Below are 22,301 nucleotides of genomic sequence, written 5' to 3' on the forward strand. Positions count from 1 at the left end.
TCAGGACGCTGCGGTCCGCCTGACGAGCCGCAGCGCTCCGTCCGGGTCGGGGAACCGCTCCAGGTCGCGGACCGCCGCCTCCAGGACGGTGTCGAGGTGCTGGGACGCGAGGCTGACGCCACCCATCGCCACCGCCTCGGAACCGAGCGAGGAGACGACCACGTCCGGTGGCAGCGGGCAGATCTCGCCGAGGGTGCTGATGAACCGCGGTAGGAAGACGTCCGCGCCCGGAGCGCTTCCGCCGCCGACCACGAGGAGTTCCGGATCGAGTGCGAGGACCATGGCCGCCGCGCCGGTGGCCAGGTCGTCCGCGAACTCGTCCATCACCGCCAGGGCGATCCGATCACCGGCGCGAGCCGCATCGAAGATCTCCTCGCGGGACGGCCGTGGTGAGCCGAGGACCGACTCGCCGTACCGCTCGTTCAGACGTGACCACCGGAGTTCGGGCATCTCGCCGACGATCCCTGCCGCACCGTGTACGCCGCGATGCACCTTCCCGTCGACGATGGAGGCCGCGCTGGTGCGCACGCCGCAGAGGAGGTAGACGACGTCGCGGTGGCCCTGTGCCGCGCCGACGGTCAGTTCCGCGCGGGCGCCGAGCGCGACGTCGCCCTCCACCAGGACGGCTCCGTCGAACTCCCGCTCGAACCGCTCGCGCAGGTTCAGCCCGACCCAGTCCGGCAGCCCCGTCCCGCCGAAGTGCAGCACCTCGCCGTCCCGGCCGATCGCGCCCGGGGATCCCACGGCGACGATCCACACCGACCCGCGGGTGAGGTCGAGGGTGCTGAGCGCCGCATCGCCGGTCGCCAGCGCCAGGGTGATGCGCTCGGTCGCGCCCGTGTCCTCGGGCAGGCGAGCCGTGCGCTGGCCCAGGACGGCACCGGCGAGGTCGGTCACGACGGCATGGATGTGGTTCGCGCCGATGTCGAGCGACAGGAGATGGCCGAGTCCGGCCCGCACGCTGAAGGCGGTGGCGGGTCTGCCGATCCGGGACGCCGAGGCGCGTTCGGCTGATTCGAGCCAGCCCATCGCGACGAGGTCCGTGACGATCGCGTCGATGGCCGTCCGAGACAGCCCGGACGCGTTCGCCAGCTCCCGCAGGGTGAGCGGCTGCGGGAGCAGGGCGCGCAGCACACCGAGCGAGTTCATCCTCCGGAGCAACGAACGACTGCCCATCGATCCGCCGGACGGCTCCACCATCGCCTCTCGAGGCATTCCCATTCCCCTCTTGCGACTTTTCACGGCACGTTGCAGTATTAACTCCGCCTCCTCGACTCTACCCGCGGCAGCCCCGTGGTGGCAGTCGGGAAACCCGCGTCGATTCCGAGCGCGCACCCACCCAGAGAGAAAGCCGGCCATGCTGCACACCTTCACCTTCGGTGACCTCCGCATCCCCGCGAACCTCGCCGGCGAACCGACGGCCACGAGCACGGGGTTCGTCGTGCCCGCCGGTCCGGTCGCGCTCCTCCACCCCTTCGGCGACACCGGCTTCTACCGGCACGGCTGGAACTCGTGGAGCCCGAGCGGGTGGACCACCACCGACGGCGAGACCATCGGCATCAAGGACAGCCCCGACCGGCTGCTCACCGCCGACGACGCGGTCAACGAGACCCCGCACCTCCACTCCGGCAGTGGCGTCGGGGCCATCACGGGACCGGACGGCACCGTGCTGCTCATCGGGACCCTCGGGCTCGGCAACCCCCGGGTCGGTGCCGACCGCAACACGATGTGGGCGCGGAGCGAGACCGACGAAGCCGAGTGGTTCGTCACGTTCGGACCGGAGCAGCAGGCTTTCGCCGATTACGCTGCCATCCTGTCCGAACGGCTCGGGCGGCGCTCACAGCGCGCCGGTCGCGTCTGGAGCAGTTGGTACTCCTACTACGAGGGCATCGACGAGGAGCTGGTCACCCGCACCGTCGCCGACCTCACCGGGTACCCCTTCGACGTGTTCCAGCTCGACGACGGCTGGGAGCCGATCGTGGGCGACTGGACGGCCGGTCCGGACTTCCCGTCCGGCATGCAGGCGACCGCCGGTCGCATCGCCGAAGCCGGGTTCCGCCCGGGGCTCTGGCTCGCCCCCATGATCGCGCTTCCCGAGTCCACGATCGCGCGGGAGCGCCCCGACCTCCTCGTGCAGGACGACGCCGGGCGCCCGCTGGCGACCGGCTACAACTGGAACTCCCACTACTACTCGCTCGACACCACGCAGCGGGAGGTGCAGGACCACCTCCGCGAGGTCTTCGAGCGCGTCACCGGGTGGGGCTTCAGCTACATCAAGCTCGACTTCATGTACGCGGGGGCCGTCACCGGTCGGCGGCACCAGGACGTCCACCGCGAGACCGCCTACCGGGATGCGATCTCGTTCATCAGGGAGACGGTCGGCGACGACGTGTACCTGCTCGGCTGCGGCGTCCCGATGATCCCGTCCATCGGGGTGTTCGACGGCGCGCGCGTGGGGCCGGATGTCGGTCCGTTCTGGGACAACGCCGAACGGGTCGGCGACCCGTCGGGCGTCGGGGCGTGGAACTCCATCGTCGACTCCGTCAACCGCGTCTGGCTCAAGGACGTCTACGAGGTCGACCCCGACGCCGTCTACTTCCGCAGCGCCCGGAACCTCCTCGACCCCGTCGAACGTCGCATGCTCCAGGACGTCGCCGCCATCCTCGAGTTCAAGTCGACCTCCGACCCGGTGGTCTGGCTGCACGAGAGCGAACGCGCCGAACTCCGCCAGTACCTCACGGAGACGCCGACGGTCGAGCAGACGGGGCGGTTCACCTTCCGGCTCGACGGCCGGGAGGTCGACCTGACGGCCGTCGTGGCGGGAGAGGCCCGCTCCGACACCTCGTACATCGGGTGACGCCTGGCGCTCGGCGGCGAACCGGCGTTATCCGATAAACGAACGCCGACCGCCCGGAAGTGGAGCTTTGGCACAGTCGTGGGATTCTGAGCAGGATGAGCGTGAATGCTGGGCCCGCGGAGCGGTTCGAGGCCGCGGGGGGCGACGTCGACGACGCGCGCGAGCTCTACCGCGAGGCGTACCAGATCGGCGGGATCACCGTCGAGCCGACGGCCACCGACTTCGGATACCGCTTCACGTCCATCGGCGACGCCGACCTCGCGCTGCGCGCATCGCAGGTCGAGGGCCGGATCACGGGCGCTTCCTTCACCCAGGACGAGTACGTGGTGACCTGGCTCACGCGTGGCGAGGGCGTGATGGACCTGCTCGGCTCGCCGATGAAGCTCCACCCTGGCGTGCCCTCGATGTTCGCGAATGACCGGCCCGCGCAGTTCGATCTCATCGACTATCGGCTCAACATGATGCACTTCGGCGGTGCGTACTTGGAAGGCGTCGCGGCGGACACCGAGGGGTCGGTGGGTCCGATCCGGTTCGACACGACGTTCCGCCCGTCGGGCGACGCCCTGCGGCGTTGGACCGAGACGGTGGCGACCGTCGCGCGCGTGATCTACGACGACGGGAGTTCCGCGGTGCTGCGCGCCGAGGCGAACCGAGCGGCCGCCGTCACGTTGCTCGAGGTCTTCCCGCATCTCGCTCTGCAGCCACGGACCGATCTGGCGGTTCCTCCGAGCAGCAAGGCCCGCGCCGCCGTCGAGTTCATGGTCGCGAACGCCCACCGACCTTTGGGTACCGACGAGGTCGCCGCTGCCGCGGGGATCAGCCTGCGCAGTCTGCAGGCGGCGTTCCGCCGCGAGTACGAGGTCACCGCCACCGACTACCTGCGGTCGATCCGCCTCGATCGTGTCCGACAGGAGTTGCGGGATGCGGAACCGGGCCTCGCGACGGTCGCCGCGGTCGCCAGGCGGTGGGGGTTCACCCACCTCGGGCGGTTCGCCGCGTCGTACACGACCCGCTTCGGCGAGTATCCGAGTGTGACCCTCGCGTCGAGCCGCGGCGCAACCCACCCGCGTTCCCTAGGCTGAGGCCATGACGCGATCCACGGTGAACGACCCGCACGCTCCGAAGCCCGTCGGGCCGTATTCGCATGCCGCGGTCGCCCCGACCGGAGCGCTGTACCTGTCCGGGCAGACGCCCATCGATCCGGTGACCGGAGCCCTCGTCAACGGTGATGTCGCTGAGCAGACCCGCCGGGTGTTCGCCAACCTCGAGTCGGTGCTGACGGCGGCCGGTCGTGGGTTCGCCGACGTGGTCAAGGTGAACGTCTACCTCGTCGACATGGCCGACTTCGCGTCGATGAACAGCGTCTACGAGACGGTCTTCTCGGCACCCTACCCTGCGCGCACCACGGTCGCGGTCGTCGGGCTGCCGCTCGGCGCGCGCGTCGAGATCGAACTGGTCGCCTGAGACCACGCGAGGGGCGGCCCTACTTGTCCCAGGCCGCGGTCGGCGGCAGGCAGCGCGCTGTGCGCTCCTCGTTCAGCAGCTCCTCGATGAGCGGGGACTTCGCCGCCGTGTAGGCGCGGCCGTCGTCGGTCCTGGCGAGCTCCAGCTTGAGCTCCTGGTAGCGGCGCCGAGCGGATGCGTCGTGCAGCAGCTTGTCCCGGAACAGCCGCTGGTTGCAGTGCTCCCACACGTCTGAGCCGAACACGTGGAGGATGTGCGTGCGACGGACTCCGTCCGAGCGGACGTACACGGCATGCGTCTTCGGTCCGGCGGCGTTCGGCTCGTACCCGAGCCCGGCCAGGAGTGGTCCGAGGGCGAACGGGTCGACGGTTGCCGTCGCTCTCGCGGCGAGGTCGATGATCGGCTTGGCGACGAGACCGGGGACGGCGGTGCTCCCGATGTGCTCGATCGCGTCGACGCGTTCGTGGAGGACGTCCGAGAGCCGCGCCGCCTCGTGTCGGAACGCCGTCGCCCACTCCGTCCGGTGCGGGCTCAGCTCGATCATCGGATCGAGCGTACCCCGCGGTCCGTCCCTGGGCGAGGGCCGCTCCCGAGCCCATCCCGGGTCCCTGAGCCCACCCCGGTCCCTGAGCCTGTCGAAGGGCTGGGTGACGCCCCGCCTCAGTCCGTGGCCGGCGGCGGGGCGGTCGACTCGCGCATGATGAGCGTGGTCGCGAGGTCGGTGATGGTCGGGACCTCGGTGCCCCCGAGGTGCGCGAAGAGGGTCTGCACGGCGTAGGAACCGGAGGCGATGTGCGGGCTGCGGATCGACGTGAGTGCCGGTGTCGTGAAGTCCGAACCGAAGATGTCGTCGAAGCCGATGAGGCTCAGCCGGGTGGGCATCTCGACACCACGTGAGCGCAGCTCCAGCATGATGCCGATGGCCAGGAGGTCGTTGTACGCGAGGACCGCGGTGGCACCCGTATCGAGCACGGCCGTGGCCGCCGCCCTGCCCGCGGCCATGTCGGGCTGCGTCGACGGCACCCGCACCGTCTCGATGCCGCGTTCCGCGCACAACGCGCGCGTGCGGTCCCAGCGATGACGCGACATCCACGAGCGCGACGGCCCGGAGACGAACGCGAGCCTCCGGTGACCGAGCTCCGCGAGGTGGTCGATCGCCTCGGTGAGGCCCGGGTCGACGTCGGCGACGATGCTGTCGACGTCGTCGACCTGACGGTTGATCACGACGACGGGCTTCTCCTGGCCCAGCGCGCGCACGTCGTCGGGCAGGAGCCTCGAGGTCGCGAGGATGAGACCGTCGACCGACGGCATGAGCCGCCTGGCGGTCAGCAGCTCCATCTCCGCCGACTCCTTGAACTCCGCGAGCACGAGCGTGTAGTTGCGCTCGGCGGCCTCGCGCTCCGCACCGCGGACGACATCGAAGAACATCGGGTTCGTGATGTCGGCGACGATGAGGCCGAGCGTGCCGGTGCGCCCGGTGGGGAGCGCGCGGGCGGCGGGGTTCGCCACGTAGTTGAGCTGCTTGGCGGCGTCGTGGATCTTCTGCGCCGTCTTCTCGTTGATGCGGCCGGGGCGGCTCAGCGCCCGCGACACGGTCGACGGGTTGACGCCGGCGAGCTGCGCGATGTCGTAGATCGTCGCGGCGCGTTTCGTCTTCACGACCCCGGCCGTGGGTTCGGGCGTCCCGGGCTCGGGAGCGACCATCTCGGCGGATGCGTCAGAGGTGCTCATGGGGCTCGCTCCTCTCGATCGCCGCCCTCGGCGACCTGAGCCATCGTACTGCCGCGGCCTCCGCGGGAGGGCTCAGGCCGGCCGGGTCAGCGGGTCGCGACATCGAGCGCGTGGTTGGCCCACTCGTACGACAGGCGGTGCGACTCGTAGACGCTCTCGACGCTCGGGAAGTCGACCTCGATCATGTAGTCGCCGTCGTAGTCCGCGGGCATCGCCGCGACGATCGCGTCGAAGTCGAGCACGCCGAGCCCGGGTTCCGCCCACAGCCGCTTGGTCTGCGACGTCTCGTGGTAGCTCAGCGCGCCATCGGCTGCGCCGTCGAGGTGATCGGCGTAGACGTCCTTGATGTGGATGCCGCCGACGCGGTCGCGGTAGTCGGTGATCATCGCGACCGGGTCCGCTCCCGCCCAGCGGAGGTGTCCGGTGTCGGGCCCGAACCCGATGAGGTCCGGTCCGAGGGTGTCGAGCAGACTGCGGATCTCGTGCTCGGTCTCGAAGACACCACCGACGTGCGAGTGGTGCAGGGGGCGGATCCCCTCGGCGAGCAGGACCTCGCAGGTCCGGCCGGCGTTCTCGATGGCCAGGTCGAGACGCTCCTGGGAGAAGTCGGCGCCGATCGCCGGCGTCGCCATGCGCGCCGGGATCGCCATCGAGGAGATCATCGTGCGGTCGAGTCCGAGGGAGGCCTGCGCCGCCCCGAACGCCTTCGCCGCCTCGAGGACCTCGGTCAGGACGACCGTCTCGTCGAACGCGCTGCTGAACAGGCTGAGCGACGGGGCGAGGCCGTAGCCGCCGATCCACGTGCGGTACTCCTCCGCGGTCATGCCCTCGGGGATGTCGGCCTTCACCGCGGTGAACCCGATGCGCTGGAAGTCGGCGAAGGCCTCCTCGAACACCTCGCGGGTCTTGCCGCGCGCACTCCAGTACGGGATGGGGTTCGCCGCCACCCGGTTCGTGCGCTGCGCGCTCATCGGGCCACCGCCGCAACGGCGTCGAGGCGGACCGGTTGGCCCGTGCGTGCGGATTCGTAGAGACCGGTGATGATCGAGATCGCCTGGCGGTTCTCGGCCAGCGTCACGCGGAGCGGCTCCTCCCCGCGGATCGCGGCGAGCACGTTCCGGTACTGGTGCAGGTGCGCGTCCGACATCTGTCCGGCGACGCTCGAGCCCGCCTGCGTCTCGTCGGCGAACTGCGCCGCCTGGTTCGTGTCCTTCCCCTGCGAGCCGAAGAAGGCCTCGGCGCGCTCCATTCCTGCGGGGGTGGAGTGGAAATACGTCAGCTGGTCGTTCTCGATGACCGCGGAGCCGCGGTCACCGTGGACCTGCAGCCGCGCGACGAGGCCCGGGTAGACGGCCGTCGAGCCGTGGATGACGCCGAGCGCGCCGGATGCGAAGCGGACGACACCGACCGCGACGTCCTCGGTCTCGATGCGCTTGTGGGCGAGGAGCGCGGTGTATCCGAAGACCTCGACGGGGCGTCCGAGGAGGGCGACCAGCAGGTCGACCGTGTGCACGCCCTGGTTCATGAGCGCGCCGCCGCCGTCGAGCGCCCAGGTACCGCGCCAGTCGCCGGAGTCGTAGTAGCTCTGCCCGCGCCACCAGTCGACCGATGCGATGCCCGAGGTGATGCGCCCGAGGTCTCCGCGTTCGGCGGCGGCGAGGACGATCTCCGTCGAGGGGTCGAAGCGGTGCTGGGAGATGACGGTCACGACGGTGCCGGCCCGCTCCTGGGCGGCGATGATGTCGTCCGTCCGCGAGACGGTGACGTCGGCCGGCTTCTCGATGATGACGTGCTTGCCGGCCTCGAGCGCTTCGATGGCGAGGTCGGCGTGCAGGCCGGTGGGCGTGCAGACGACGACGATGTCGGGGTCGGTCTGCGCCAGCGCCTCCGTGAGGGTCGTGAACGCCCGTCCGCCGCGCTCGGCGACGAGGGCCTCCGCCTTCGCGAGCTCCGGGTCGGCGACGGCGACGAGTTCCAACTCGTCGCGCAGCTGGTCGATGACGATGCCGTGCTGCTTCGAGATGATGCCGGCGCCGGCGATGGCGATGCGGTGCGGTCGGGACATGCGGGGGTTCGCTCCAGTTCTGTGCGTGGGATGGGTCGGTGTCCGTGCCGGCTCAGGCGAGCTGGCGGAGGTGTGCGAGGGCGGCCTCGAGCTCCGGTTCGAAGTCCTCGAAGAGGCACTCGACGGTGATGGGGCCGTCGTAGCCGCCGTCTCGGAGGGCCGTGATGAATTCGGTGAGTGGCCAGTCGCCCTGGCCGGGCGGCCGTCGTCCGGCATCGGCGATGTGGGCGTGTCCGATGCGGGCGCCGAGGGCCTGGACGACGGCGAACGGCTCCTCCTCCAGCATGATGTGGAAGAGGTCGGCGACGACGGGCACACGGTCGATCCCGAACTCGTCGAGGAAGGCGACCGTCTCCTCGAGCGAGTTGAGCAGGTTCGTCTCGTCACGGTTCAGCGGCTCGAGGACGATCTGCAGTCCGTTCCGCTCCGCCGCGTCGCGCGTCTCGACGACGACCTCTGCGAACCTCGCGCGGGCGGCCGCGACGTCCACCCCGGTGGGGATGGTGCGCGCCGTACCGCTCCCGAACACGATCTTCGCGCCGGGCTCCGAGACCGAACCGATGATCGGCATGACGGCGTCGAGGTACGCGGTGACGCGTTCCGTCGGGAAGCCGGGGTCGGCGAGCGACAGGTCGCCGGGGAACAGGATCGCGAACGAGCCGCGTCGGACGCTCACGTCGTAGTCGGGGTGGCGCGTCCACCCGGCTCCGTCGGCGACGACGAGGTTGCCGACGATGGTCGGTTCCGCGTAGTCGGCTCCGGACGCGAACGCACCGGGGATGCGTTCGGAGGGGACGATCACGCCGTACCCCGTGAGCGGGTGCCGCTGGGCGGTCGCGATGTCGATACGAACGCTGCTTGCCACTGCAATCTCCTGTGATAGCCGGGTCTGCTCCTCGCGTCGCTGACGCGTTCCAGTGGTCCTGGACCACGACGGTTCCGGTCGGAAGCGGGATCAGTCTCGCAGACGGTCGGCGTTCCGGCAAGCGATTGCCAGCAGGGTGTGGCAATCGGTTGACAGACGGAGGCCTCACCGTTTCAATGGAGGCGTGCCGACGACGCTGCAGAACGATCCAGACCGCCTCCTCCCCGCCGACCCCGGGACGCGCGACGTCGCCAGGGCGCTCTACCGCTCGGTCGAGGCCCTGCCGATCATCTCGCCGCACGGGCACGTGGATCCGGCGATCCTCGTCGAGGACACCCCGTTCGCGAACGCCACCGAGCTGTTCCTCCGGCACGACCACTACGTCACCCGCCTGCTGCACGCCGCCGGGTTCTCCCTCGCGGACGTCGGCGTGCCCGACCTCGCGGAGGGTGGTGCCGTCGCCGCGCCGCGGGACGCCTGGCGACGGTTCTGCGAGCACTGGCACCTGTACGCCGGCACCGCCTCCGGGTACTGGCTGAGCTCGATCCTCGGTGAGCAGTTCGGCGTCACGGAGCAGCCGGACGGCGCGAACGCCGACCGGCTCTTCGACACGATCCACGAGGCGCTCCAAGCGCCGGCGTTCCGTCCGCGTGCGCTGTTCGACCGCTTCCGCATCGAGGTGCTCGCGACCACCGACGACCCGATGGACGACCTCGCCGCGCATGCCGCCCTCGCAGCGGACCCCACCTTCAGCGGGCGCGTCCTGCCGACCTTCCGGCCCGACGCGTACCTCGATCCGTCGAAGGCCGGGTGGGCGGAGCGGGTCGCGGCGCTCGCTGCCTGGAACGGCACCCCGGAGGGCAGCTACCGCGGCTATCTCGAAGCGCTCGCCGGGCGCCGTCGCCACTTCATCGAACATGGGGCGGTGTCGGCCGACCACGGTGTCCCGCAGCCACTCACGCTCGAACTCGAGGAGGCGGACGCCGCAGCGCTGTTCGACCGCGCGCTGTCGGGGACCGCCGACGCCGCCGACCTCGAGCGGTTCGCCGCGCACATGCTGTTCGAGAGCGCCCGGATGAGCGTCGAGGACGGCCTCGTCATGACCGTGCACCCCGGTGTCCACCGCAACCACCACGCGCCGACGCTCGCCCGCTTCGGACCGGACACCGGGCACGACCTCCCGGTCCGCACCGACTACGTCCGCCCCCTGCGCCCGTTGCTGGAGCGGTTCGGCACGGCTCCGGGGTTCCACCTCGTCCTCTTCAGCGTCGACGAGACGAGCTACTCGCGGGAGATCGCACCGCTCGCCGGGTTCTACCCGAGCGTCTTCATCGGCGCGCCGTGGTGGTTCCTCGACGCGCCCGACGCCGTCCTGCGCTTCCGGTCCGCCGTGACGGAGACGGCAGGATTCTCACGCGGATCGGGGTTCATCGACGACACGCGGGCGTTCCTCTCGATCCCCGCCCGACACGACATGTCCCGGCGCCTCGACGCGTCCTTCCTCGCGCGACTCGTGCGGGAGGGGCGCATCGACGAGGCGACGGCCGAACGCATCATCCTCGACCTCGTCGTCGAGCAGCCGCGACGGGTGTTCAAGCTGTGAGCACCGTGACGAACGTGGACAGCGCTGCCGGAGCGCCGCGGGAGCAGGCGGTCCCGCGTCTGTCCCGCGCGCGGCTGCCCGAGTTCCCATCGGCACCGGTCCGGATCGTCCACCTCGGACTCGGCGCCTTCCACCGTGCCCACCAGGCCTGGTACACCCAGCTCGTCGACCCCGATCACGAGTGGGGCATCGCCGCCTTCACCGGCCGGAGCCCGCAGGCCGCAGTCGACCTGGACGCCCAGGACTGCCTCTACACGGTCGTCGAGCGCTCGGCGGACGGCGACTCGGCCACGATCGTCGGTTCGATCGTCGAGGCGCGGGACGGCGCCGACGTCGCACGGCTCCATGACCTCCTCGCCGCTGAGACCACCGCCATCGTCACCCTCACCGTCACCGAGTCCGGGTACCGGCTCGATGCCGAGGGCAAGCCGGACGCGTCGGATCCGGCGGTCGAGCGGGACGTCACGCTGCTGTCGGACGCCTTGGACGGCGGGGCGGAACTCCGCGATGCCCGACCGACGACGACGCTCGGCAGACTGCTCCTCGGCCTCGAAGCCCGTCGTCGCGCCGGGGCCGGTCCGATCGCGATCGTGCCGTGCGACAACATCGCCGACGGCGGTGCGCTCGTCCGTCGCGCGATGCTCGCCCTTGCCGACCGGGTCCGCCCGGAGACCGCTCGGTGGATCGCCGACGAGGTCTCGTTCGTCTCGTCCTCGGTCGACCGCATCACGCCGCGTCCCACGCCTGCCGACGAAGCGGCGGCCGCGACCCTCACCGGATTCGCCGATGCCGCTCCCGTCGTCACCGAGCCCTTCACCGACTGGGTGCTGAGCGGCGACTTCCCCGCCGGGCGGCCGGCGTGGGAGTCCGCGGGTGCCCGGTTCGTCGACGACCTCGAGCCCTACGAGCAACGCAAACTGCGGCTGCTGAACGGCGCCCACTGCCTCCTCGCCTATGCGGGCCCGCTGCGCGATCATGCGACGGTCGCCGAGGCGGTCGGTGACGAGCAGTGCCGGGCCTGGGTCGAGGAGTACTGGGACGAGACGGAGCGTCACCTGCCGGACGACCTCGGGCTGACGGTGTATCGCACCGCACTCCTGGAGCGCTTCGACAACGCGCGCATCGAGCATCGGTTGCAGCAGATCGCCCTCGAGGGCGTCACCAAGCTGCGGGTGCGGATCGTGTCGACCCTCCTCGCGGAACGCGCCGCCGGTCGGCCGGGAACCGGGTCCCTGCGCGTGATCGCCGCGTGGGTGGCGGCTGTACAGAGCGACGACCGCCCGGGCGATGCGAGCGGTGCCGCGGTCGCCGAGGCACTCCGGTTCCACGGCCGGGAGCGGACCGCGGCGCTCGTACGCCTGATCGATCCCCGCCTCCTCGACTCGGAGCCGGATGACGGTTCCACGCTCGTCACCGAGCTGGAGCACCTGGTCGACGAGCTGACCGGACGCCCACGGAACCCCTGACACCCCCCGCTGCAGCCGACCCGCAGTCCGTCGGAACCACCCCGGCCACATCGGCCGCAATGCACGAAGGAGTAGTACCCATGAACATCGACAAGGCCGAGGTCATCGTCACGAGTCCCGACCGGAACTTCGTGACGTTGAAGCTCACGACCGACGACGGCCTGACCGGCCTCGGGGACGCGACGCTGAACGGGCGCGAGCTCGCGGTGGTGGCGTATCTGACCGAGCACGTGGTGCCGCTGCTGCTCGGGCGCGATGCGTCGCGGATCGAGGACACCTGGCAGTTCCTCTACCGCTCGGCGTACTGGCGGCGTGGTCCGGTGACGATGGCGGCGATCGCGGCGGTCGACATGGCGCTGTGGGACATCAAGGGCAAGGCTGCGGGCATGCCGGTGTACCAGCTGCTGGGCGGGGCGTCCCGGACGGGGCTGCTCGCCTACGGGCACGCGTCGGGCAAGACGAACGAGGAGCTGTTCGACAGCGTGCGCGAGCACCAGGCGCAGGGCTACAAGGCCATCCGGATCCAGACGGCGGTGCCGGGGCTGAAGTCGATCTACGGGATCGCCTCCAACGCCACGTTCGAGGGCAACACCGGTGTCCGGTACGACCACGAGCCGGCGCAGCGCGGTGGCCTGCCGAACGAGGAGGACTGGGACACCCGGTCGTACCTGCGTCACCTGCCGACGGTGTTCGAGGCGGTGCGGAACGAGTTCGGGCCGGAACTGCCGTTGCTGCACGACGGGCACCACCGGATGACGCCGATCCAGGCCGCGAAGCTCGGCAAGAGCCTCGAACCCTACGACCTGTTCTGGTTGGAGGATTGCACGCCGGCGGAGAACCCGGAGGCGTTGCGTCTCGTGCGGCAGCACACGACGACGCCGCTGGCGATCGGGGAGATCTTCAACACGGTGTGGGACTACCAGCAGATCATCCGCGAGCAGCTCATCGACTACGTCCGCAGCGCGGTCACGCACACTGGCGGGATCACGCATCTGAAGAAGGTGCTCGACTACGCCTCGCAGTATCAGATCAAGTCGGGCATGCACGGGCCGACGGACATCTCGCCGGTGGGGATGGCCGCCGCGATGCACCTCGGCTTGTCGATCCACAACTTCGGCATCCAGGAGTACATGAAGCACGGCGCCAAGACCGACGCGGTGTTCCAGCAGTCCTACACCTGGGAGAACGGCATGCTCCACCCCGGGGATGCGCCCGGCCTCGGTGTCGACTTGGACGTCGACGAGGCGGGCATGTACCCGTACCAGCGCGCCTACCTGCCCTACAACCGTCTCGCCGACGGCACCGTCCACGACTGGTGATCCTTGCGGCCAGCGCGGTGCGCTGACCCGACCGCGCCCCTGTGGCGTGAGTGCGCCCCTCCGGAGGCCCGCGCTCACGTCACAGGGGGCGCGCTCACGAATGCCTCGTAGCAGGGTCAGCCCGCGAGGAGGGCGACGCCGATCACGACGACGGTCGCCGCGGCGATCCGGCGTACGGGTCGGCCCTCGCGGAGCACGAGTGCGCCGAACAGGCTGACGAGGATGACGCTCACCTCGCGCATCGGTGCGACGAGCGCGACCGGCGCCATGGTGATGGCGACGAGCACGAGGATGTACGACATCGGCGAGAGCACTCCGAAGGCGAGGATGCGCGGCCAGTGGGCGCGCAGGACCGCCGGCAGTTCGCGTGCCCGGCGCCCGAGCGATCCGGAGAACAGGACGACCTCGACCGCGGTGCAGCCGACCATGTACGCGACGGGCGAGGCGCCCCACGTGCGGACGGCGTGCGCGTCCCAGATCGTGTAGGCCGCGATCGCGACCCCGGTGAGGAGCCCGAAGGCGACTGCAGGGTCGAGGCGTCGTCGCGTTGCACGCACCTCGACGGCGACCGGTGACGGGTCGCTGCCGCGATCGACGAACCCGATCGCGACGACGCCGACGACGATCGCCGCGACGCCGAGGAGCGCGAGCAGCGACGGGCGCTCGCCGAGGACGAGGACCGCGATGATCACGCTGATCGTCGGGCCGGTGCCGCGCGCCGTGGCGTAGACGGTGGAGAGGCGTCCGCTGGCGTAGCCGCGTTGCAGCACGAGCATGTAGACGTAGTGCAGCACGGCGGAGACGACGACGCCGATGGCGAAGCCGGCGAGGTCGTCCGTACCGAGACCGCCGGTGAAGGGGACGACGATCGCCCACAGGACGGTGCTCGCCACGGCGCCCCACCAGAGGAAGGGCATGCCGATCCGGCTGACGCCGTGGGCGATGATGTTCCACGCCGCATGGCAGACTGCGGCGGCGAGGACGATGGTGACGGCGAGCAGAGACACGTGAGACCCTTCCGATCCTCGCGGACGCGACGATCAGGGTCCTCCGGGCTTTTGTCCTGTCAGATGACGGTCGTTGGCTGGCTGCCGACCGTGGCGCCGCTCGGACCAGTCGAGCTGTCGCTCCGGAACCCTAGGCGCTATCGCGCACCACGCTACCAGCCTCCGGCGAGGCGTGTTCGTTCGCCCAGTTCTGGGCGAACGAACGCTCGGTCGCCCGAACTTGGGCGAATGGACGTGCGTCAGTCGACGATCGCGATGGCGTCGATCTCGACGAGCATCTCCTCGCGCGGGAGGCCCGTGAAGACCGTGGTGCGCGAGGGCAGGACGCCACCCTTCACACGCGAGCCGACGAATTCGCCGTAGGCGTCGTTCATGATCGCGAAGTCCTCGCGCTTGGTGAGGTAGACGCGCAGCATCATGACGTCGTCGAAGGTCGCGCCGCCGGCCGCGAGGATCGCCTCGACGTTCTGCAGCGTGCGGGTGGTCTGCGCGGCGACGTCGCCCGGGAACAGGTACTCGTTCGTCGCGGGGTCGACGGGGCCCTGGCCGGAGACCTGGACGAAGTTGCCCTTGCGGACCCCCTGGGAGAAGGTGTGCGCCGGAGCCGGGGCGTCGGTGGTGGAGATGGCGGTGCGTTCGGTCATGGGGGTGTGTCCTTCGGTTGGTGGCCCTTCGACAAGCTCAGGGACCGGATGGTGGGGCTCAGGGACCGGATGGTGGGGCTCAGGGGCCGGATGGGTGGTCAGGGACCGGGGTTGGTGGGGGCTCAGGGACGGGACGGGCGGGAGGTCAGGCGGTGGCGGGGGCCGCAGTGGGCGCCGGCGGTGCGTAGCCGAGTTCTGTGGAGATCGCGGACGTGGTGGCGAGGAGCTGCGGCAGGAGTGCGCGGACGCCGCTGTGTGGGAGGACCATCGTCGGGACCGAGATCGACACCGCCGCGGTGACCCGGCCGTCGGGCCCGAAGACCGGCGCGGCCACGCAGTTCATGAAGCTCTCGTGCTCCTCGTGGTCCTCGGCCCATCCGCGTTCGGTCGAACGCTCGATCTCGGCGAGCAGGGCGTCGGCGTCGGTGATGGTCTTGTCGGTGTACCGCTCGAACACGATGCCCGTGACGACGCGTCGACGCTCCGCCTCGTCGAGTCCACCGAGGAGGACCTTCGCGACCCCGGTCGCGTACAGGGAGGCGGGCAGGCCGACACGCGAGTACATGCGGAGGGGCTGACGGGACTCGACCTTGTCGATGTAGAAGACGGAGCCGCCCTCGTAGGCGGCGAGGTGCACCGTCTGGCCCGTGGCCGCCCCGAGCGCCCGGATGTGCGGCGCGGCGACGCCGCGGACGTCCTGCTCGTCGAGCGCGGTCTGGGTCAGCTCGAACATCGCCCGCCCGAGGTGGTACCGGAACGACGCGTCGCGCGTGACGAAGCCGTGCTCCTCGAGGGTGTTGAGCAGGCGCAGCACCGTGGTCTTGTGCACGCCGGCCGTCGCCGCGAGCGCGTCGAGGGAGTTGGTGCCCGAGACGATCTCGCGGAGGAGGTCGAGGGCGCGGGACAGGGACTGGCTCATGCGTCGACCATCTCGTTCGAGCCCACCGTCGTCCATGGCAGCGGGTGGTCGGCGGTGATGCGCCACGACGCCCACTCCTCATCGGTCGCCTCGACGATGGTCCTGACACCCTGCGCGTCGGGCACGAGCTCGGGGCGGTCGCCGTGGCAGATGAGCGTCGACGCCGCGACCGCGTGGCCGAGCCGCGTGCAGGCGGTGTCGGAGCGACCCGAGGCCAGCCCGGCGAGGTAGCCGGCGGCGAACGCGTCGCCCGCGCCGACGGTCTCGACGACGTCGACCGACAACGACCGCACCTCGATGCCCGCCTCGGAGCCGCGGTGGAGGGTGGTCGCTGCGTTCTCCTCGTCCTTGAGCACGATGCGCTGCAGGGTCGGCAGCTCGGCGAAGAGGCGGGCGGCGTCCGTGTGGCCGAAGAACAGCTCCGCTTCGTCGACGCCGAGGAACAGGACGGACGCCTGGTCGAGGAGACGGTGCAGCGGGGCGGTCGAGCGACGCTCCCAGAGTCGCGGGCGGAAGTTGAGGTCGACGCTCAGGACGGTGTCTCGGGGCAGTGCGCCGCCCAGCTCGCCCACGAGCAGCGCGGTCGAGTCGGAGAGGGCCGGGGTGATGCCGGAGGTGTGCACGATGGCGGAGGCGGTGATGGCCGCCCGGGTCGCCTCGTGTCGCAGGGTGTCGGCGCCGAGCTGCGACGCGGCGGACTCGCTGCGGTAGTAGTGCATCCGCGGCCGACGGTCGCCGTCGGCGCTCACGACCGTCTCCTTGACGTAGAGGCCGGTGGGCCGGTGGTCGTCGCGTTCGACGGCGTCGGTGAGGACGCCGTCGTGCCGGGCCGTCTCGAGGATGTAGTCGCCGAACCCGTCGTCGCCGAGGCGCGAGATCCAGTGGGTGGGGACGCCCATGCGCGCGAGGCTGGAGGCGACGTTGAACTCGGCACCGCCGACGCCCGTCCGGTATTCGCGGGCCTCGGCGACCGGGAGCTGGTTCTCGGGCAGGAGGACGACCATCGCTTCGCCGATCGTGCTCACGGTGGACGGTGACGTCGTCATCACGGTTCCCCTCGCGTCTCGGCCGGGTCCGGTTGACGGCCTGTGGACGCAATGCTAGAACAGACGTAGCGCCGGATGCAATGTCGGTTGCAAGATGCGCAACGCTTGACGCTCGCGACGTCGGCAGCGCTCGATCGTGAAACGAGGAGACGATGACGGACGACTTCGATGCCGGCGCGCTGGGCGTGCTCGACGGCAGCCTCAAGGGCTTCCCGCCGGCGTCCGTCGGAACCGACGCCGCCGCGTTCCTCGCCGGTCGACCGGCGCTCGCCGACTTCACCACGCCGCTCGTCACGCTCGACCGCTCGGCGGTCGCCGACAACGTCGAGACCATGCGGCAGTGGTGCGACCGCGCAGGGGTGGGCCTCGCGCCGCACGGCAAGACGACGATGAACCGGGCCCTGTGGCAGCGTCAGCTCGACGCGGGTGCCTGGGGCATCACCGTCGCGACCCCGTGGCAGCTCTCCATCGCGCTGGACTGGTCGATCCCCCGCGTGATGCTCGCCAACGCCCTCGTGCAGCCCGAACACCTGCGCGCCGTCGCGCGGTCCCTCGACAGCGGCGACGCCGAGATCGTCGTGTGGGCCGATTCCGTCCGAGCCGTGCAGATCATGTCGCGCGTGCTCGCCGAGCAGCCACCCCGTCGCCCCCTCCACGTGCTCGTGGAACTCGGTGCGCCGGGCGGCCGCACCGGAGCCCGGGACCACGCCACCGCGCTCGAGATCGCCGAGGCCGTCGTCGCCTCTCCCGAGCTCGCGCTCGCCGGCGTCAGCGGCTACGAGGGGGCCCTCGCACACCACGGCGATGACGGCTCGCTGCAGATCGTCCGCGACTACCTGGAGTCGCTCGCCGCGCTCCACGACGCCCTCCTCGCAGGCGGCCGGTACGACGAACGTGTCCGGACGCTCATCGTGACCGCCGGGGGCAGCGCCTACTTCGACGTGGTCGCCGAGGTCCTCGCCGGACTGCGCGACCTCGACGGTGCTCACGGACGCGCCGTCGACGTGCTGCTGCGCTCCGGCGCATACGTCACCCACGACGACGGCTTCTACCGCGGGATCACGCCGCTCGGCCGCCACGAGGGCACCGGCGACTTCCGCTCCGCGATCCACGGCTGGGCGACGATCGTCTCCCGCCCCGAGCCCGGTCTCGCGCTCATCGACGGCGGGAAGCGCGACTTCCCGTTCGACGAGGGACTCCCCGAGGTGCAGGGCGTCCGCCGCGCCGGTTCCGCCACCGTCGAGCCGCTCCCGGGCGCGACGACCACGGCCATGAACGACCAGCACACTTTCGTCTCCCTGCCGCCCGGCAGCGACGCCGAGGTCGGCGACGTCATCCGCCTGGGCCTCTCCCACCCGTGCACCACCTTCGACAAGTGGCGTGCCCTCGTCGTCATCGACGACGTCCGTCTCGCCGAACCGAGCGCCGTCGACGCCGTCACCACCACCTTCGGCTGAGCCGACCCGAACAGGAGCCCCGCATGACGCTCGAGACCCCTCCCACCACGCCGCACGCCCTCGACGCCCTGTACGCCGACCGCGCCATCGCCGTCGTCCGCGTGCCCGTCATCCCCGACCCGGTCGAACTCTGCAGGGCGCTCGCCGCGGGCGGGATCCGCAGTGTGGAGTTCACCTTCACCACGCCGGGCGTCGAAGCGCTCATCCGCGCCGCGGCCGACGCGATCGGCGACCACGGGGCCGTGATCGGCGCGGGGACGGTCGTGGACCGCGACACCGCGCAGCGCGCCGTCGACAGCGGTGCGCAGTTCCTGGTCACGCCCGGTCTGAGCGAGGAGGTCGCCGAGGTCGCCACCGCCGCCGGCATCCCGTTCCTGCTCGGGGCGATGACGCCGAGCGAGGTCATGCGCGCGGCGTCGCTCGGTTCCCACGCGGTGAAGATCTTCCCGGCCGCCGCCATGGGGTCCGGCTTCCTCAAGGACCTCAAGGGTCCGTTCCCGGGTCTCCGGCTCGTGCCGTCGGGTGGACTGCACGCCGGCAACGCCCGCGAGTACATCCAGGCCGGCGCAGCCGCCGTCACCGCAGGGTCGAGTGTGGTCGGTGCGGCCGACGTCGCCGCCGCCGACTGGGCCGGGGTCACCGAGCGCGCGACCGCCTTCACCACGGCGGCCCTCCTGCCGTGACGTCGCGACCGACGGACGATGCGCGCGCGGTGATCATCCGCGGCGCTCGCATCGTCGACGGCACCGGCGGACCGAGCGTGCACGGGTCGCTGCTCATCGACCGGGGCCGCATCATCGCGATCGGGGCGTCCGCCGAGGCCGACGCACCCGCTGACGCCCTGATCATCGACGCCAACGGGTTCGTCGCGTCGCCCGGCTTCATCGACATGCACGCCCACTCCGACCTCGCCGTCCTCCGCGACCACGAGCACCTCGCCAAGGTCTCGCAGGGCGTCACCACGGAGGTCCTCGGGCAGGACGGGCTCTCCTACGCCCCGACGGACGACCGCACCATGGCGATCGTCCGGCAGCAGATCGCCGGCTGGAACGGGCAACCAGACGACGTCGACTTCTCGTGGCGGACCGTCGGCGAGTACCTCGACCGGGTCGACCGCGGGGCCGCGCTGAACGTCGCCTACCTCGTGCCGCAGGGCTCCGTCCGGATGCTCGTGGTCGGCACCGAGAACCGGGCTGCGACCGCTGACGAGATCGCTCGCATGCAGGGGCTCGTCGCGGCCGGTCTGCGGGAGGGGGCCGTCGGCATGTCCTCCGGGCTCACCTACGTGCCCGGCATGTTCGCCGACACCGAGGAGCTCGTCGCGCTGTGCCGCACCGTCGCGGAGTACGGCGGCTTCTACGCACCCCACCAGCGCTCGTACGGCAAGGGCGCACTCGAGGCGTACGCGGAGATGATCGACGTCAGCCGCCGGTCCGGGTGCGCGCTGCACCTCACGCACGCGACGATGAACTTCGGCGTCAACGCCGGCCGGGCCGCCGAACTCGTGGCGCTCATCGACGCCGCCATCGCCGACGGCGTCGACATCACGCTCGACACCTATCCCTACCTCCCCGGTTCGACGACCCTGTCGGCATTGCTGCCGAGCTGGGCGGCGGTCGGCGGGCCGGACGCGACGATCGAGCGTCTGGGCGACGACGACGTCCGTGCGCGGATCCGATACGAGCTCGAGGTGCTCGGCACGGACGGCTGTCACGGTGTCGTCACCGACTGGGCCACGATCGAGATCTCCGGCGTCGCGAACCCCGAGCTCGCCGGGTTCGTCGGCCGGACCGTCGCCGACATCGCCGCGGAGGATGCGGGACACGCGTGGTCGGGCGACCCGACGGCCCTGTTCTTCGCGCTGCTCGAAGCCGACCGGCTCGCGACCGGCATCCTCCAGCACGTCGGCGACGAGGCCAACGTGCGCACGATGATGGTGCACCCGGCCCACGCGGGCGGCAGCGACGGGATCCTCATCGGCGCGAAGCCGCACCCGCGCGCCTGGGGCACCTTCCCGCGCTACCTCGGCCACTACGTTCGCGAAGAGGGGGTGCTCGGGCTCGAAGACGCCGTCGCGCACCTCACCTCGCGACCGGCCGCGCGACTCGGACTCAGCGACCGCGGCGTGCTCCGCGTCGGAGCCGTCGCCGACCTCGTCCTCTTCGACCCCGCGACCATCGCCGACCGCGCGACCTTCGCCGAGCCCCGGCAGCAGGCCGCGGGCATCCCGTGGGTCTTCGTGAACGGTGCCGCCGTCATCGCCGACGGTCGACGCACCGACGCCGTCCCCGGTCGTTCGCTCCGCCGCCGCCCGGCCTGACCGCTTCCCCTTCCTCACCGCCGACACAGAAGGTCCTCCCATGTCCATCACCGCCCTCGCGCGCAGCGTCGCCGCCGCCGCACCAGCCCCGAGCGATCCCATCGGGTGGCTGCAGCAGACCACCCCCGGCCTGCTCATCCTGTGCGCGGTCGCCATCGCGGTGCTGCTGTTCCTCATCATCCGGGTGAAGCTCGAACCGTTCATCTCGCTCTTCATCGTCGGCATCGGTCTGGCGCTCGCGACCGGGACGAGCATCTACCAGATCGTCGGCGTGGCCGTGCCGGACCCCTTCGACGACGAGCAGATCAAGCCGGGGGCGTCCCTCCTCGAGACCGGCTTCGGCGGCATCCTCGGGCACATCACGATCATCATCGGTCTCGGCACCGTGCTCGGCGCGATCCTCGAGCGCTCCGGCGGTGCCGACGTCCTCATCCGGAAGCTCCTCGGTCGCTTCGGGGAGCGCGGCGCTCCGATCGCGATGGGGCTCACCGGTCTCATCTTCGGCATCCCCGTGTTCTTCGACGTCGGCATCTTCGTCCTCGCACCCCTCGTCTACATCACCGCGCGTCGCGGCGGGAAGTCGCTCGTGCTCTACGCGCTCCCGATGCTCGCCGGCCTCTCGATGACGCACGCGTTCCTGCCGCCGCACCCGGGACCGACGGCGCTCGCCGGCACGTTCGAGGTCGGGCTCGGCTGGCTCATCCTCATGGGCTTCCTCTGCGGTATCCCCGCCTTCATCGCGTCGGGCATCGCCTGGCCGCTCTGGATCGGGAAGCGTGTCATGGTCTCGGTTCCCGAGGAGTACGTGCTGGAGCCCGAGGACGACGCCCCCGAGCGCAAGGACGTCTCGCTCTGGAGCGTCGGTCTCATCATCATCACGCCGATCCTGCTCATCCTCGCCGCCACCTTCGGGGCCCTCGCCCTGCCGAACGGCCCGGTCCTCGAAGCGCTGACGCTCATCGGCAACCCGGCGGTCGCGCTCACGATCGCCGTCTGCCTCGCGTACTACGTGCTGGGGGTGCGGCGCGGCATGACGCTCGCCGAGCTGGGCGAGCTCTCCGGTCAGTCGCTCCGGCCGATCGGCATGATCCTGCTCGTCGTCGGTGCGGGTGCGTTCTTCGGCGCGGTCATCTCAGCGACGGGTGTTGGCGCGGCACTGGCCGAGGTGCTCGGTTCGCTCGGCCTGCCGATCATCGTGTCCGCGTACCTCATCAGCTCCGGCCTCCGCATCGCGCAGGGCTCGGCGACAGCGGCCATCGTCATCACGGCCGGGATCCTGCAGCCGGTCGTGCTCGCGGGCGACTACTCGCAGCCGCAGCTGGCGCTCATCGGCATCGCGATCGCGGCGGGTTCGATCACGCTCTCGCACGTCAACGACGGTGGGTTCTGGATCATCGCGAAGTACTTCAACATGTCGGTGAAGCAGACGCTCGCGACCTGGACCGTGCTCGAGACGATCCTCTCGGTCGTCGGCTTCGGGATGGTCGCCCTCATCTGGCTGTTCGTCTAGCCCGAGTCATGACCGTCGGACCAGTGCC

20 protein-coding genes are annotated in these 22,301 nt (G+C 70.8%); 10 read left to right on the top strand and 10 right to left on the bottom strand.

Annotation, left to right across the window (positions count from 1 at the left end; genetic code table 11):
• Positions 1-1,215, bottom strand: coding sequence for an ROK family transcriptional regulator (locus IFR14_RS01725; RefSeq protein ID WP_249406882.1), 1,215 nt, complete (start codon positions 1,213-1,215; stop codon positions 1-3).
• A 142-nt stretch (positions 1,216-1,357) separates the two neighbouring features.
• Between IFR14_RS01725 and IFR14_RS01730 the strand changes: the two genes are divergently transcribed.
• The 3 genes from IFR14_RS01730 (at position 1,358) to IFR14_RS01740 (ending at position 4,321) form a co-directional block, all read left to right on the top strand.
• Positions 1,358-2,857, top strand: a complete 1,500-nt coding sequence (locus IFR14_RS01730; RefSeq protein ID WP_191940014.1) for a glycoside hydrolase family 36 protein — start codon at positions 1,358-1,360, stop codon at positions 2,855-2,857.
• A 101-nt stretch (positions 2,858-2,958) separates the two neighbouring features.
• Positions 2,959-3,939: a helix-turn-helix domain-containing protein gene (locus IFR14_RS21325; protein ID WP_191940015.1), complete on the top strand. Its 981-nt coding sequence runs from the start codon at positions 2,959-2,961 to the stop codon at positions 3,937-3,939.
• A gap of 4 nt (positions 3,940-3,943) precedes the next feature.
• Complete coding sequence (locus tag IFR14_RS01740; protein WP_191940016.1) at positions 3,944-4,321, top strand: RidA family protein; 378 nt, start codon at positions 3,944-3,946, stop codon at positions 4,319-4,321.
• Between the two features lie 19 nt (positions 4,322-4,340).
• Here the strand turns inward: IFR14_RS01740 and IFR14_RS01745 are convergent, their stop codons facing one another.
• The 5 genes from IFR14_RS01745 to IFR14_RS21330 all read right to left on the bottom strand — a co-directional run bounded on the left by IFR14_RS01745 (position 4,341) and on the right by IFR14_RS21330 (position 8,982).
• Positions 4,341-4,865, bottom strand: coding sequence for a GrpB family protein (locus IFR14_RS01745; protein WP_191940017.1), 525 nt, complete (start codon positions 4,863-4,865; stop codon positions 4,341-4,343).
• 116 nt (positions 4,866-4,981) lie between these two features.
• The gene (locus IFR14_RS01750) at positions 4,982-6,052 is read right to left on the bottom strand and encodes a LacI family DNA-binding transcriptional regulator (RefSeq protein WP_249406883.1); all 1,071 of its coding nucleotides are present in this window, start codon (positions 6,050-6,052) and stop codon (positions 4,982-4,984) included.
• A gap of 86 nt (positions 6,053-6,138) precedes the next feature.
• Positions 6,139-7,023, bottom strand: a complete 885-nt coding sequence (locus IFR14_RS01755; protein WP_191940018.1) for a sugar phosphate isomerase/epimerase family protein — start codon at positions 7,021-7,023, stop codon at positions 6,139-6,141.
• Entirely contained in the window at positions 7,020-8,117 is a 1,098-nt protein-coding gene (locus tag IFR14_RS01760; protein WP_191940019.1) for a Gfo/Idh/MocA family protein, read from the bottom strand. The genes IFR14_RS01755 and IFR14_RS01760 overlap by 4 nt, the downstream gene beginning before the upstream one ends.
• Positions 8,118-8,169: 52 nt before the next feature.
• Positions 8,170-8,982: a sugar phosphate isomerase/epimerase family protein gene (locus IFR14_RS21330; protein ID WP_124767935.1), complete on the bottom strand. Its 813-nt coding sequence runs from the start codon at positions 8,980-8,982 to the stop codon at positions 8,170-8,172.
• 184 nt (positions 8,983-9,166) lie between these two features.
• Between IFR14_RS21330 and uxaC the strand changes: the two genes are divergently transcribed.
• The 3 genes from uxaC (at position 9,167) to manD (ending at position 13,370) form a co-directional block, all read left to right on the top strand.
• Positions 9,167-10,585: a glucuronate isomerase gene (gene uxaC / locus IFR14_RS01770; RefSeq protein ID WP_124767936.1), complete on the top strand. Its 1,419-nt coding sequence runs from the start codon at positions 9,167-9,169 to the stop codon at positions 10,583-10,585.
• Positions 10,586-10,590: 5 nt separating this feature from the next.
• Positions 10,591-12,051, top strand: coding sequence for a mannitol dehydrogenase family protein (locus tag IFR14_RS01775; protein WP_241160983.1), 1,461 nt, complete (start codon positions 10,591-10,593; stop codon positions 12,049-12,051).
• An 80-nt stretch (positions 12,052-12,131) separates the two neighbouring features.
• Complete coding sequence (manD, locus tag IFR14_RS01780) at positions 12,132-13,370, top strand: D-mannonate dehydratase ManD (protein WP_191940020.1); 1,239 nt, start codon at positions 12,132-12,134, stop codon at positions 13,368-13,370.
• Between the two features lie 116 nt (positions 13,371-13,486).
• Here manD and IFR14_RS01785 read toward each other — a convergent pair whose 3' ends face one another.
• The 4 genes from IFR14_RS01785 to IFR14_RS01800 all read right to left on the bottom strand — a co-directional run bounded on the left by IFR14_RS01785 (position 13,487) and on the right by IFR14_RS01800 (position 16,986).
• Entirely contained in the window at positions 13,487-14,377 is an 891-nt protein-coding gene (locus IFR14_RS01785; protein ID WP_191940021.1) for an EamA family transporter, read from the bottom strand.
• A gap of 239 nt (positions 14,378-14,616) precedes the next feature.
• Positions 14,617-15,021: a RidA family protein gene (locus IFR14_RS01790; RefSeq protein ID WP_064293914.1), complete on the bottom strand. Its 405-nt coding sequence runs from the start codon at positions 15,019-15,021 to the stop codon at positions 14,617-14,619.
• A gap of 145 nt (positions 15,022-15,166) precedes the next feature.
• Positions 15,167-15,940, bottom strand: coding sequence for an IclR family transcriptional regulator (locus IFR14_RS01795; RefSeq protein ID WP_191940022.1), 774 nt, complete (start codon positions 15,938-15,940; stop codon positions 15,167-15,169).
• Positions 15,937-16,986: a sugar kinase gene (locus IFR14_RS01800; RefSeq protein ID WP_191940023.1), complete on the bottom strand. Its 1,050-nt coding sequence runs from the start codon at positions 16,984-16,986 to the stop codon at positions 15,937-15,939. Before IFR14_RS01800 ends, IFR14_RS01795 begins: the two co-directional genes overlap by 4 nt.
• A 152-nt stretch (positions 16,987-17,138) precedes the next feature.
• On the opposite strand from IFR14_RS01800, the gene IFR14_RS01805 reads away from it, so the two are divergent.
• Genes IFR14_RS01805 through IFR14_RS01820 form a run of 4 tightly spaced genes read left to right on the top strand, consistent with a single transcriptional unit; the run spans position 17,139 to position 22,273 of the window.
• Complete coding sequence (locus IFR14_RS01805; protein WP_191940024.1) at positions 17,139-18,443, top strand: amino acid deaminase; 1,305 nt, start codon at positions 17,139-17,141, stop codon at positions 18,441-18,443.
• 23 nt (positions 18,444-18,466) lie between these two features.
• Positions 18,467-19,126 carry a bifunctional 4-hydroxy-2-oxoglutarate aldolase/2-dehydro-3-deoxy-phosphogluconate aldolase gene (locus tag IFR14_RS01810; protein WP_085511359.1) on the top strand — a complete coding sequence of 220 codons (660 nt, stop codon included), beginning with the start codon at positions 18,467-18,469 and terminating at the stop codon, positions 19,124-19,126.
• A complete protein-coding gene (locus IFR14_RS01815) occupies positions 19,123-20,763 on the top strand; it encodes an amidohydrolase family protein (RefSeq protein ID WP_191940025.1) in 1,641 nt (546 codons plus the stop codon). The genes IFR14_RS01810 and IFR14_RS01815 overlap by 4 nt, the downstream gene beginning before the upstream one ends.
• 40 nt (positions 20,764-20,803) lie before the next feature.
• Positions 20,804-22,273 carry a GntP family permease gene (locus tag IFR14_RS01820; RefSeq protein ID WP_191940026.1) on the top strand — a complete coding sequence of 490 codons (1,470 nt, stop codon included), beginning with the start codon at positions 20,804-20,806 and terminating at the stop codon, positions 22,271-22,273.
• Positions 22,274-22,301: the final 28 nt, after the last annotated feature.

Origin of the sequence: Plantibacter sp. CFBP 8775, assembly GCF_014839505.1 — a bacterium.
Taxonomy (GTDB): Bacteria; Actinomycetota; Actinomycetes; order Actinomycetales; family Microbacteriaceae; genus Plantibacter; species Plantibacter auratus.